Annotated in this window: 10 protein-coding genes and 1 tRNA gene; 5 read left to right on the top strand and 6 right to left on the bottom strand. The window is 72.4% G+C overall.

Annotated features, from left to right (window positions below):
- The first annotated feature begins 106 nt into the window (after positions 1 to 106).
- From F6W97_RS11690 to F6W97_RS11675, 4 genes are all read left to right on the top strand, one after another.
- A complete protein-coding gene (locus tag F6W97_RS11690; protein ID WP_155370267.1) occupies positions 107 to 1918 on the top strand; it encodes an ABC transporter ATP-binding protein in 1812 nt (603 codons plus the stop codon).
- A 95-nt stretch (positions 1919 to 2013) separates the two neighbouring features.
- Positions 2014 to 3963 carry an ABC transporter ATP-binding protein gene (locus F6W97_RS11685; protein WP_155370266.1) on the top strand — a complete coding sequence of 650 codons (1950 nt, stop codon included), beginning with the start codon at positions 2014 to 2016 and terminating at the stop codon, positions 3961 to 3963.
- A 129-nt stretch (positions 3964 to 4092) separates the two neighbouring features.
- Positions 4093 to 4632 (top strand): flavin reductase family protein, encoded by a 540-nt coding sequence (locus F6W97_RS11680; RefSeq protein WP_155370265.1) that lies wholly within the window; start codon positions 4093 to 4095, stop codon positions 4630 to 4632.
- A 42-nt stretch (positions 4633 to 4674) separates the two neighbouring features.
- A tRNA-Cys gene (locus F6W97_RS11675) sits at positions 4675 to 4747 on the top strand.
- A 95-nt stretch (positions 4748 to 4842) separates the two neighbouring features.
- Here the strand turns inward: F6W97_RS11675 and F6W97_RS11670 are convergent.
- The 6 genes from F6W97_RS11670 to F6W97_RS11645 all read right to left on the bottom strand — a co-directional run bounded on the left by F6W97_RS11670 (position 4843) and on the right by F6W97_RS11645 (position 11105).
- Positions 4843 to 5562 carry an ABC transporter ATP-binding protein gene (locus F6W97_RS11670; protein ID WP_155370264.1) on the bottom strand — a complete coding sequence of 240 codons (720 nt, stop codon included), beginning with the start codon at positions 5560 to 5562 and terminating at the stop codon, positions 4843 to 4845.
- Positions 5535 to 6389, bottom strand: coding sequence for an ABC transporter permease (locus F6W97_RS11665; RefSeq protein WP_155370263.1), 855 nt, complete (start codon positions 6387 to 6389; stop codon positions 5535 to 5537). Before F6W97_RS11665 ends, F6W97_RS11670 begins: the two co-directional genes overlap by 28 nt.
- Entirely contained in the window at positions 6386 to 7351 is a 966-nt protein-coding gene (locus F6W97_RS11660; protein WP_155370262.1) for an aliphatic sulfonate ABC transporter substrate-binding protein, read from the bottom strand. The genes F6W97_RS11665 and F6W97_RS11660 overlap by 4 nt, the downstream gene beginning before the upstream one ends.
- A 234-nt stretch (positions 7352 to 7585) precedes the next feature.
- Positions 7586 to 9343, bottom strand: coding sequence for a DEAD/DEAH box helicase (locus F6W97_RS11655; protein ID WP_155370261.1), 1758 nt, complete (start codon positions 9341 to 9343; stop codon positions 7586 to 7588).
- A 149-nt stretch (positions 9344 to 9492) separates the two neighbouring features.
- Positions 9493 to 9873 (bottom strand): DUF1304 domain-containing protein, encoded by a 381-nt coding sequence (locus F6W97_RS11650; RefSeq protein ID WP_155370260.1) that lies wholly within the window; start codon positions 9871 to 9873, stop codon positions 9493 to 9495.
- Positions 9874 to 9908: 35 nt separating this feature from the next.
- A complete protein-coding gene (locus tag F6W97_RS11645) occupies positions 9909 to 11105 on the bottom strand; it encodes an MFS transporter (protein ID WP_230686596.1) in 1197 nt (398 codons plus the stop codon).
- Positions 11106 to 11258: 153 nt separating this feature from the next.
- Here F6W97_RS11645 and F6W97_RS11640 point away from each other — a divergent pair, with 153 nt between their 5' ends.
- Positions 11259 to 12158, top strand: a complete 900-nt coding sequence (locus F6W97_RS11640; RefSeq protein ID WP_155370259.1) for an NAD(P)-dependent oxidoreductase — start codon at positions 11259 to 11261, stop codon at positions 12156 to 12158.
- The last annotated feature ends 27 nt before the right edge of the window (positions 12159 to 12185 follow it).

Genomic DNA, 12185 nt, shown 5'->3' with positions numbered 1-12185 from the left:
GCTCTCCCCCCTCCCCCCTCGGCGGGGGGGGCGGGCCCCCCCCCCCCCCCCCCCCCACGACCCGGGGTCGTCACCGCTGTTCGCAAGACCCGACCCCTGGAGCGTGATGTCAGCGCCGTCGCCGCCAGCGCCACCGAAATATCCGCCCCCGAAGTCGACCATCGATCCCGACCAGAGCCGGTCCTGGCTGCGGCGCGCGCTGCCCATCGTGCTGGCGCACCGCTGGCTACTGCTCACCTCGCTCGGCCTGTCCCTGGTGGGCCTGCTGGTGCAGGTGCAGATCCCGAACGTGATGCGGCTGGGCATCGACGACGCGCTGATCGCGCGCACCGCGAGCCTCACCGGCTACGTGTGGTGGCTGGCCGGGCTCGCCGTGGTGGCCGGATTCGTCAACTACCTGGCGCGCCGGTACCTGCTGCGCACCGCGTACGAGATCGAGTACGACCTGCGCAACATCATGTACGCGCACCTGATCCGGCTGCCGTACGGCTTCTACGACCGGGTGCAGACCGGCGAGCTGATGTCGCGGTCCAGTTCGGACATCCGCGCGGTGCAGATGTACCTGGCGTTCGGGCCGTCGATCCTGGTGCAGTGCCTGATCGCGGTGTTCGCGTTCGCGCTGATGGTGTCGATCGACCCGCTGCTGGCGGTGGTCGCGATGGCCACCATGCCGGTGATCGCGCTGCTGGGCGTGTGGATGCGCAAGGCCATCTTCCCGGTGTCGTGGCTGATCCAGTCCCGGCTGGCGCAGGTGGCCACGGTCGTCGACGAGAACATCAACGGGGTGCGCATCGTCAAGGCGTTCGCCGGCGAGCAGCGCCAGGTCACCCTGCTGGCCTCGGCCGCCGACCGGGTGCGCTGGGCGTACCGGCGGGACGCCTACATCCGCAGCCGCTGGTCGCCGACGCTGGAGAACCTGCCGCGGCTGGGCCTGGCGCTGGTGCTGCTGTGCGGCGGCTGGATGGTGATCCAGGGCCGGACCTCGGTCGGCGCGATCGTCGCGTTCAACTCGTACGTCCTGATGCTCCAGCCGCCGTTCCGCATGCTCGGCATGATGATCATGATGGGGCAGCGGGCCGCCGCCTCCGCACAGCGCATCTACGAGGTGCTCGACACCAGCAGCGAGATCACCGAGCAGGCCGACCCGGTACGCGCCCGGATCCGAGGCGAGGTCGAGTTCGCGGGCGTCGAGTTCGCCTACCCCGACGGCACGGTCGCACTGCGCGGCCTCGACCTGCACGTGCCCGCCGGGACGACGGTCGCCGTCGTGGGCCGCACCGGCTCGGGCAAGTCGACCCTCGGCCGGCTGCTGGCCCGCTACTACGACACCACCGCGGGCAGTGTCCGCGTCGACGGCCGCGACGTGCGCGACCACGCCCTGGACAGCCTGCGCGACCAGATCGGCATCGTGCCCGACGAGCCGTTCCTGTTCTCGGCGTCCATCCGCGACAACATCGCCTTCGGCCGCCCGGACGCCGACCTGGCCGACGTCGCCGCCGCCGCGCAGGCCGCCGGGGCCGACGGCTTCGTGCGCGCGCTGCCCGAGGGCTACGACACCGTCATCGGCGAACGCGGGTACACCCTGTCCGGCGGGCAGCGCCAGCGCGTCGCGATCGCCCGCGCGCTGCTGGTCAACCCGCCGGTGCTGGTGCTCGACGACGCGACCAGCGCCGTGGACGTGCACGTCGAGCAGCGCATCCACGCCGCGCTGCAAGACCTGCTCCAGAACCGCACCACGATCATCGTCGCGCACCGGCTGTCGACCATCGCGCTGGCCGACACGGTCGTGCTGATCGACGACGGCCGCGTCGCCGCCCAGGGCACCCACGACGAACTGCTCGCGGCCGAACCGCGCTACCGCGAGGTGCTGGCGACCATGCAGGCGGCAGACGTGCTGGACGAGCAGGTCGCGGCATGACCGGGCGACCCGGGCAGGAGCGGACACGAGCGAGCGCAGCGAGCGCGTCATGTGGACCGGCACCATGCCGCCGACGAGCGTAGCGAGGAGAAGGCATGAGCATGTTCGGGGGCGGGTTCGGCGGGCCGGGCGGGGGACCGGGCAGCGGCCCGATCGGCGGTCTAAGCGCCGTCGGGGCAGGCCGCGGCACCCGGCGCACCGGTGACACGCTGCCGTTCGCCGGGGTGCCGGACGAGCTGGCGGTGGGAGTGCGCCGGTTGGAGGAGGCCGAGCCCGACCACGGCGTGCCGGCGGACCGCTTCCGGCACCGCCCCGCGGGCGGGCCCGAGCTGAGCCTGCTGTCACTGCTGACCCGCCGCCGCGGCGTGTTCCTGGCGGCCTGCCTGACCATCCTGGCCGAGACGCTGCTGCTGCAGGCGGGGCCGTTCCTGGTGCAGATCGGCATCGACCACGGCATCGTCGCCCGCGACCTGCCGGTGCTGCTGTGGTCGGCGGGCGCGTTCACCGCCGCGGTGCTGGCCGGCTGGGCCACCACGACCGCGCGGATGCGACAGACGGGCTCGCTGGCCGCCGACGCGATGCGCGACCTGCGGGTGCGGGTCTTCACCCACCTGCAGCGGCTGTCCATGGACTACTACACCGACGAGAAGGCCGGGGTCATCATGACCCGGATGTCGTCGGACGTGGAGTCGCTGCAGCAGCTGCTCCAGGAGGGGCTGGCCCAGTTCGCGGTGCAGGGGCTGACCATGGTCGTGGTGACCGCGGTGCTGTTCCACTACGACGCCGGGCTGGCCGCGATCACGCTGCTGCTGGTGGTCCCGGCGCTGCTCGCGGCGTCGCTGTGGTTCCGGCGGGCCTCCGACGTCGGCTATGCCCGCCAGCGGGACGCGATCGCGGCCATGTTCACCGATCTGGCCGAGAGCCTGCACGGGGTGCGCGTGGTGACCGCGTACCACCGCGAGGACCGCAACATCGCCCAGCACCGTACGGTGGTCGGCCGCTACCGCGACGCCAACGACTTCACCGGCCACATCAGCGCGATCTACGGTCCCGGCACCTCGGTCATCGGCCTGGTCGGCATGGCGCTGCTGCTGCTCATCGGCGGGCGGATGGTGCTGCGCGGCGAGCTGAGCATCGGCGAGCTGACCGCGTTCGTGCTCTACCTCAACGCGTTCTTCGCCCCGGTGCAGCAGTTGGTGCAGCTGTACACGAACTACCAGCAGAGCCGGGCCGCGGTGGTGAAGCTGCGCGGGCTGCTCGGGCAGGCGCCCACGGTGCCCGAGGCCGCCGACCCGGTCGAGCTGCCGCCGGTGACGGGCGGGATCGTGTTCGAGCGGGTCGTGTTCGGGTACGACCCGGCGCGTCCGGTGCTGCGCGGGGTCGACCTGCGCATCGAGGCGGGCGAGACGATCGCCTGCGTCGGGCCGACCGGGGCGGGCAAGTCCACGCTGGCGAAACTGGTGACCCGGCTGCACGATCCGGACTCCGGCCGGGTCCTGATCGACGGCCACGACCTGCGCGACGTCAGCCTGGTCTCGCTGCGCCGCCAGATCGGGGTGGTGCCGCAGGAGCCGTTCATGTTCGCCGGTTCGATCCGGGACAACGTCGCGTTCGCCCGGCCGGCGGCGAGCGAGGCCGAGATCTGGGCGGCGATCGACGCGGTCGGCCTGCGCGACCTGGTCGAACGCACCGAGGCCGGGCTCGACACGCCGCTGCACGAGCGCGGGCAGTCGGTCTCGTCGGGCCAGCGCCAGCTGCTGGCCCTGGCGCGGGCGTTCCTGGCCCAGCCGCGCGTGGTGGTGCTCGACGAGGCGACCTCCAACCTGGACCTGCGTTCCGAGCTGCGGGTGGAGCAGGCGCTGGACCGGCTGCTGGAGGGCCGGACCGCGCTGCTCATCGCGCACCGGCTGTCCACGGCGATGCGGGCCGACCGGATCGTGGTGCTCGACGAGTCGGGTGTCGTCGAGATCGGATCGCACACCGAGCTGCTGGCCGCCGAGGGCCGCTACGCGGACATGTTCGCGACCTGGTCGCGCCACCAGTGACAAAACCTATATTTCCCATAGGAGATAGTGACTTAACGCCTTCGCGCTGCTAGCGTCGGGGTATGAGCGCGAAGCGATGTCGGCGGTGACGCCCCGCCAACAGTCACCTCCGCCCCGAGAGGCACCCCCATGACGCTCACCGCCCTGCCGCCCACCGCCGCCGACGACCTGCCCGGACCCGCCGTCGGCGGGATCGAACTGCACCGCTACCTCGGCCTGCTGCGCCGGCACGCCACCACGGTCACCGTGGTGACCGCGCCCGGCCGGCCCGGCGGCCCGCCCGTCGGATTCACCGCCACCTCGTTCACCTCGGTGTCGCTGCGGCCGCAGCTCGTCTCGTTCTGCCTCGACCGCGACTCGACCAGCTGGCCCACTGTTTCGCAGGCCCGCCACGTCGCGATCCACCTGCTGGCCGAGGGGCAGCAGGACGTCGCCCGCACCTTCGCCGCCCGCGGCGTCGACCGCTTCGCCGACACCACACTCTGGCGGCAGGGCCCCTACGGCACACCGCTGCTGCAGGGCGTGCTCGCCGTGCTGATCTGCGAGGTGGTCGAGCGCATCCCGGTCGGCGACCACGCGATCGTGCTGGGCCGCCCGGTCAGCGCCGAACACCATCCGGGCGAGCCGCTGCTGTACCACATGGGCGGGTACGCGCAGCTGTCGCATTGAAACCGGGTACGCCCGCGACGGTTCGATTGTGGATAATGGCCTGGGACCGTAGCGCAGAAGTCGTCGCGCCCGCCTGCACAGCGGGAGGACGCCGGTGCGAATCCGGCCGGCCCCACTCGTCCCCTGCGTGGACGTGTGCCCGCCGGGGACGGCGCGCAGGTGTCGTGGACAAAGGCGCCTGCCGGCCCACCAGGAGGGCCGGCAGGCGGTCTAGGCGGCCACTCCCAGTCGCTCCAACAGGTGGCGGCGCAGTGTGCCGAAAGCCGGGTCGTCGGGTGTGCGCGGATGCGCCAGCGGGACCGGGGCGTCCTCGACCAGGCGGCCGCCCTCCAGCACCAGGGTGCGGTCGGCCAGCAGCAGTGCTTCGTCGACATCGTGAGTGACCAGCAGCGCCGCGAAACCGTGCTGCTCGCGCAGCCGGATGAACAGCTGCTGCATGCGCAGCCGGGTCAGCGCGTCCAGCGCGCCGAACGGCTCGTCGAGCAGCAGCAGCTCGGGTTCGCGTACCAGCGCGCGGGCGACCGCGACGCGCTGTGCCTGCCCGCCGGACAGCTCCGCGGGCCAGGCGGTGTCGCGATCGGGCAGGCCGACCTCGGCCAGCGCCGCGCGGGCGCGGGCACGCACGTCCGGGCCGGTCAGCCCGAGCGAGACGTTGTCGAGCACGCGCTTCCACGGCAGGAGGCGGTGCTCCTGGAACACGACGGCCTGGTGCAGCGGACGCCGCACCGTTCCGGACGCGTCGGGGTCGAGCCCGGCGAGGATGCGCAGCAGCGTGCTCTTGCCCGACCCGCTGCCGCCGAGCAGCGCGACCACCTCGCCGGGCGCGATGGCCAGCTCGACGCCGTCCAGCACCACGGTGGCGCCGAACGAGCGGCGCACGCCGTCGGCGGTCAGCACGGGGCTCAGGTCGCCTTGAGGCCGCGTCGCCATGACAGGGTCCTCCTCTCCGCGAATCGCAGCAACAGGTCCGACAGCAGGCCCAGCAGCGCGTACACCAGCAGGCCGAGCAGCACCACGTCGGTCTGGGCGAACTCGCGCGCCTCCATCATCAGGAAGCCGATGCCGGTCTGCGCGTTGACCTGCTCGCCGACGACGAGGCTGAGCCAGGCCGCGCCGATGGCCAGGCGCAGGCCGAGGAACAGCGAGGGCAGCGCGCCGGGCAGCACCACGTGCCGCAGCCGGGCAAGCTGGCCGAGGCCGCAGGTGCGGGCCGCCTCGACGAGGCGCTCGTCGATGTCGCGGATACCGGCGTAGGTGTTGAAGTAGATCGGGAAGAAGCTGCCCAGCGCGACCAGCGTGATCTTCAGCTCCTCGCCGATGCCGACCCAGATGATCAGCAGCGGGACCAGGCCCAGGTGCGGCAGCATCCGGGCCATCTGCACGGGCGGGTCGACGAGGTCGTCGCCGATGCGCAGCAGGCCCGCGACCGCGCCCAGCAGCAGGGCCAGCCCGCCGCCGAGGGCCAGGCCGATCGCCGCGCGCTGCAGCGAGTCCAGCAGGTGCACGGCGAGCGTGCCCTCGGCGGTCAGCCGCCAGCCGGTCTGCAGCACCGCGCTGGGCGCCGGCAGTTTCTCCGGCGGCAGCAGGCCGGTCTGAGCGGCTGCCTCCCAGACGGCCAGCAGCACGATCGGGCTGACCAGGCGTAGCAGGCGCCGGCCGGGGCGCGGCCGGGTGGGCCGGCCCGGTGCAGGTGTCACCGCGTCGGCCGGGGTGGTGCGGACGGTGGCCGGAGCCACCGTCCGCGGTGCGGCTGTCATCGCAGCGTCTCGGCGAAGCGGCCGTCGATGCGGGACTTGATGTCGATCTTCTCAGGGATCAGCTGGAGCGCGGCGAAGCCGTCCGCGATGGCCTGCAGCTCGTCGCCGATCTCCGGGGTGATCGCGGCGAGGGGCTGGGCGCTGCGCGACAGTGCGCGGGTGGCGACGTCCAGCTCGATCTTCAGCTCCGGGGCGAGCACCGCAGCCCGCTCGGCCGGGTTGGCGATGCCCCAGTCGGTCACCGTGCGGTACGCCTTCAAGAACGCGCCGATCTGGTCGGTCTTCTGCTCCAGCGCGGTCGGGTCTACGAGCAGGTACTCGCGGTTGCTGGCCAGTCCGGTGGCGTCCTCCAGCACGGCCACGCCGGGCTGCTCGGCCAGGGCGAAGTAGGGGTCCCAGATGATCCAGGCGTCGACCTGGTCGCCGTCGAAGGCCGGTCGTGCCTCGGCGGGCTTGAGGTACTTGACGTCGATGTCAGTGATCTTGAGGTTGTACTTCTCCAGCAGCTTCACCAGCAGCCAGTTGACATTGGAGCCCTTGTTGAGCGCGACCTTCTTGCCCTTGAGATCGGCGAAGGTCTTGAACCCCTTGGCCTGCTTGACGAGCACGGCCTCGCCCTTGGGCACCGGGGCCGAGGTGCCGATGATCTTGAAGTCGATCTTTCCGGCGGCGGCGAAGATCGGCGGAGCCTCGCCGGTCTGTCCGATGTCGATCGCCTTGCCCTTGAGGCCCTCGGTGAGCGCGGGTCCGCTCTCGAACAGCGACCAGGTGGCCTTCGGGTCGGCGGCGTTGCGCGCCTTGACCAGGCTGAGCCCGCCGAAGCGCTGGTAGCCGATGCGCAGCGGCTGCCCGGCGGCGGCCGGCTCGTCGCTGCCGCAGGCCGACAGCAGGGTCGCGGACAGCGGTGCCGCCGCGAGCGCCGCCAGCAGTGAGCGGCGGGAAAGTCCAGGCCGAACGTGCATGAAGTATCTCCTGAGGGATGGAAGCCGGATCTCGTCACCGATGACGGGGGAGCGTGCCCGGTAACGCGGGAATGCCGGGGCAGCCCGCGCGCGGTGGCAAAAGGCTATCAACCCCATAGGATTTATGGGAATAGCACTTGACCTGGATCGCAGCCGGCCAACTCAGTTTACTTAGGCCGAAGGGCTGCCCCCGCCCGTAGACAGGAACAGCCCTTTCGCTCGTGGTGGGACCGGCTACCAGCGCTGGCGGCGCGGCGGTGCCTCACGGTCGCGGTCGCGGTCACGGCGGGCACTGACGCGCTTGCCCTTGATCGTCGCGTTCCGGAGCGCCTGGATCACGTCGTCGGCCGCCTCCGATGGGACCTCGACCAGCGAGAACCGGTCCGCGATCTCGATCGCGCCGATGTCGCGTCCCGGCAGACCGGCCTCACCGGCGATCGCGCCGACCAGATCCTGCGGGCGTACGCCGTTGCGCCGGCCGAGTCCGATGAAGAGCTTGACCGCACCGGCGGCGGGGCCGCGCGAGCCGCCCCGGGGACGGCCGTCGCCCTGCCCGGGCCGCTCGCGGCGCTCGACGGGCTCGGCGATGTCGGGGATGACCTCGTCGTCGGGCGCGTTGCCCATCGCCTCGTGCGCGACCTTCACCGCAGCGAGGGCGACCTCGACGATGTCGTACTCGTCGGCCAGGCTCTCCACGACGACCCGGAAGCGGTCGAGTTCGTCCTCGAGCAGGCTCTCGTGGATCGCGGCCCGGGTCATCTCCAGCCGCCGGGCGTGCAGGTCGGCGACGCTGGGGATCTTCTCCATGGTGATGCGCTGGCGGGTGACCCGCTCGATGGCCTTGAGCATGCGGTGCTCGCGCGGCTCCGCGAGGGTCACCGCGACGCCTTCGCGCCCGGCCCGGCCGACGCGCCCGATCCGGTGCACATACGCCTCGGGGGCCGACGGCACGTCGTAGTTGATGACGTGGGTGAGCTGCTCGATGTCCAGGCCGCGGGCGGCGACGTCGGTGGCGACCAGCAGGTCGGCCGTGCCGGCGCGCAGTCGCCCCATCACCCGGTCGCGCTGCTCCTGGCTCATGCCGCCGTGCAGCGCCTCGGCCCGGTAGCCGCGGCCGTTCATGGTCTCGGTGAGCTGGTCGACCTCTTCGCGGGTGCGGCAGAAGACGATCGCCGCCGTGGGCGCCTCGACGTCGAGGACCCGGCCGAGCGCGGCCGGCTTGTGCGCGCGGGCCACCACGTACGCGCTCTGGCGGACCTTCGGCGACTCGCCCGGCGCCTGGGTCGCTCGGCCCATCTGGATCCGGGCCGCGTCGCGCAGGTAGCGCTTGACCAGACCCTCCACCCGGGACGGCATGGTCGCCGAGAACAGCACGGTCTGCCGGGTGTCCGGCGTCTCCTGGAGGATCGCCTCGATGTCCTCGGCGAAGCCCATGTCGAGCATCTCGTCGGCCTCGTCGAGCACGACCGTGCGCAGCTCGGCCAGCTGCAGCGTGCCGCGGCCGATGTGGTCCAGCGCCCGGCCCGGGGTGGCCACCACGATGTCGACGCCGCGGCGCAGGGTCTGCAGCTGGCGGCCGATGGGCTGCCCGCCGTAGATCGGCAGCACGCGCACCCCGAGGTCGCGGCCGTAGCGGTGGACCGCCTCGGACACCTGCACGGCCAGCTCGCGGGTGGGCACGAGGATCAGCGCGGTCGGGTCGACGCTGGTGCGGCCGTCGGCGCTGTCGGCCCACTGCTGCAGCAGCGGCAGGGCGAACGCAGCGGTCTTGCCGGTGCCGGTGGCGGCCTGCCCCAGCAGGTCCTTGCCGGCCAGCAGCGGGCCGATGGCCTCACGCTGGATCGGCGTCGGCTCCTCGTAGCCCAGCGCCGAGAGCGCCTTCGTCAACTCGGGCCGCAGGCCGAGGTCGGCGAAGGTGACGGTCTCTTCGGACGTGGCCGCTGAGGGCTCCTGGCTCAATGTTCCGCCTTCTGCTCGACAATTCCGGGTCATCAGTACGCTACCCGGGCAGAACTGCCACCCTGGACGGTACCCTGCGATCGCGCTCTCGGAGGCGTGTGCTGCGCAGATCGCCGCACCGCGCCGTCGTGTCGGGCTCCGGGGCCGCGTTGCCGGCCGAACCCTCGCTGACCTGGCGTTGATCAGCCGGCGAGCAGCGCGGCAGCCAGGGCGACCAGCGGGGTCAGGCCCTGGATGACGGCGGCGCGGGCCATCCGGCGGTCGGTGGCGACCAGCACCACGGCCGCGCCGAGCATGCAGGCGCAGCCGAACAGGGCGACGGCCGAGCCGACGGCGGCGTGTCCGGTGTGCACGGCCACCACGCCGCCCAGCGCGCCCAGGGCCAGGAACAGGTTGTAGAAGCCCTGGTTGAAGGCCCACGGCCGGACCGCGTCGAGGTCCTGGGAGCGCACCCGGAACCGCCCGTGCACCTGTGGGCGGCGGAACAGCACGCTCTCCATCGTGAAGATGAGCACATGCAGCAGACCGGCGAGCACCGCGAACACCTGAGCCACCACGTTCATGAACGCGATTGTCGCTCACGCGCCCGCGGGCTCGGTCACGCGGTCGGCTGCGGGTGCCGGGTCCGGGTCGCGGCCAGGTACGCGACGATCAGGGCGGCCGCGAGCACGACGAGGCTGAGGCCGAGCGCGTTGACGCCCCACGTGCCCAGCACCACGCCGATGATCGCCGGGATGATGGAGCCGCCGAGGCCCGCGCCCGCCATCTGCAGGCCGATGGTCCGGTCGGCGTGCGCGACCCCGACCCGCTCCGCGGTCAGCAGCGTGAACAGCGGGAACACCGCCGCCGCCGCGAAGCCGATGACCATGAACCCGAACGCGGCCAGCCAGCCCGGCCCGGGGATCGCCACCAGCACCGCCCCCGCGGCCATCCCGCCGATCGACCACACCACGGTCTGGCCCGGCAGGAACCGGTGGGCTGCGAAGCCCTGCAGCACCCGGCCCACGAACAGGCTGCCCCAGTACGCCGACACGCAGACCCCCGCGACCGCGTCGCTCATGCCCCGGCCCTCGGTGAGCAGCTGGTACGCGAACAGGCCCGCGGCGACCTCCAGCGCGACGTACACCGCGATGGTGAGCACGCTGAACCAGACCGCGGGCAGCTTGAGCGTGTCCCGGGCCCGGATCGGGCCGCCGTGCGTCTCGTGCGCGGCGTGCTCGGGCGCCGGCCGCTGCGTCCACTGCCGGGCGGTGAGCACGAACGCGACGGCGAGCACTGCCTGCCCGGTCGCGACCACGAAGTAGCCGGGCCGCCACGCGTTGCCGTACTGGATGGCGGCGGTCATGATGAGCGGGCCCATCGCCACGCCCAGCCCGAAGAACGCGTGCAACCAGTTCATGTGCCGCGGGCCGAACGCCGACGCGGCGTACGCGTTGAGGCCCGCGTCGATCGCGCCGCCCGCGAAACCGGCGAACAGGGCGGCGGCCATGGTGAACGCGAACGCGGGGGACAGGGCGTAGCCGAACAGCGCCAGGCTGGCCAGCGCGGTGCTGCCGGCCAGCAGCCGGCCGACGCCGAGTTTGGACAGCACGAACCCGGCCGTAACGCTGGAGATCAGGTAGCCGCAGGTCGACGGGATGAGCAGCAGACCGATCGTCTCCCGGGGGACGTCCAGGTCGGCGCTCATCGACGGCCACGCCACGCCGAGCAGGCCGTCCGGCAGCCCCAGGCTGATGAACGCGAAGTAGGACAGGGCCAGTACGGACATGCGGATCGGGGTCGCAGGAGACTTCACTTCGCGATCATGCCTGATGCCTGGCAGACGCGTTCCAGGGGCTTGTCCGCTGCCACCGGCCACAACCTGAGCGATGCCGTCCTCGCCAGCACGAGTCTCGTGCCATCCTGAGCGGGGCAGGTGGCGAGCGGCGCGGCAGGCAGGGGGCACGCGGTGGGTGACATCGGTTTCGTGGGCCTCGGCGCCATGGGCGGCCGCATGGCCGACCGGCTGCTCGGCCGCGGACACCGGGTGCACGGCACCAACCGCACCCGCGCCAAGGCGGAGCCGCTGGTCGGACACGGCCTGGTCTGGCACGACACGCCACGCGAGGTCGCCGCCGCGGCGCAGGTCGTCTTCAGCATGGTGACCGACGACGCCGCCCTCGACGCGGTCACCTCCGGCGGCGACGGGATCCTCGCCGGACTGTCCGCCGGAAAGATCTACATCGACATGAGCACCGTCAGCCCGGCGGCCAGCACCCGGCTCGGCGAGCAGGTGTCGGCGGCCGGTGCGCGCATGCTCGCCGCGCCGGTCTCGGGCAGCGTCGGCGCGGTCGAGGAGGGCAGCCTCGCGATCATGGTCGGCGGGGATCGGGACGCGTACGAGCAGGCGGAGCCGCTGCTGCTCGAACTGGGCCGGCAGGTGACCCATATCGGCGCCAACGCCGAGGCGCTGCTGCTCAAACTGGCGATCAACGACAGCCTCGCCGCGCAGCTGCTGGCCTTCAGCGAGGGCGTGCTGCTGGCCGAACGCGGCGGCGTCGACCGCCGCAAGGCGATCGAGGTGATGAACGGCAGCGCGATCGGCTCGCCCTCGCTGCGTGCCCGGGCCGATTTCCTGGTCGACCAGCCGGCGGAGGGCTGGTTCGACGTGCTGCTGATGCGCAAGGACATCCGCCTCGCCCTGGCCACCGCGGAAACGCTGGGCGTCAGCCTGCCCGCGGCGCAGGTCAGCGACGCGCTGCTGACCCGTGCCGACGAACTTGGTTACGGCGACCGCGACATCGCGGTGCTGATCGAGGTGCTCGACCAGGCGGGCTCGACGCTGCGCGGTGACGCTCCCGGCCGTTGAGACGGCGGCACCGCGACCAGGCCCGTG

This window comes from Catellatospora vulcania (assembly GCF_009720385.1).
GTDB lineage: Bacteria > Actinomycetota > Actinomycetes > Mycobacteriales > Micromonosporaceae > Catellatospora > Catellatospora vulcania.
This window is presented reverse-complemented; position numbering and strand designations above follow the sequence as displayed.

Bases quoted from the DNA above. Each gene is read 5' to 3' on its own strand.
- F6W97_RS11690 (WP_155370267.1), top strand. From the start codon at position 107: ATGTCAGCGCCGTCGCCGCCAGCGCCACCGAAATATCCGCCCCCGAAG.
- F6W97_RS11685 (WP_155370266.1), top strand. From the start codon at position 2,014: ATGAGCATGTTCGGGGGCGGGTTCGGCGGGCCGGGCGGGGGACCGGGC.
- F6W97_RS11680 (WP_155370265.1), top strand. From the start codon at position 4,093: ATGACGCTCACCGCCCTGCCGCCCACCGCCGCCGACGACCTGCCCGGA.
- F6W97_RS11670 (WP_155370264.1), bottom strand. From the start codon at position 5,562: ATGGCGACGCGGCCTCAAGGCGACCTGAGCCCCGTGCTGACCGCCGAC.
- F6W97_RS11665 (WP_155370263.1), bottom strand. From the start codon at position 6,389: ATGACAGCCGCACCGCGGACGGTGGCTCCGGCCACCGTCCGCACCACC.
- F6W97_RS11660 (WP_155370262.1), bottom strand. From the start codon at position 7,351: ATGCACGTTCGGCCTGGACTTTCCCGCCGCTCACTGCTGGCGGCGCTC.
- F6W97_RS11655 (WP_155370261.1), bottom strand. From the start codon at position 9,343: ATGACCCGGAATTGTCGAGCAGAAGGCGGAACATTGAGCCAGGAGCCC.
- F6W97_RS11650 (WP_155370260.1), bottom strand. From the start codon at position 9,873: ATGAACGTGGTGGCTCAGGTGTTCGCGGTGCTCGCCGGTCTGCTGCAT.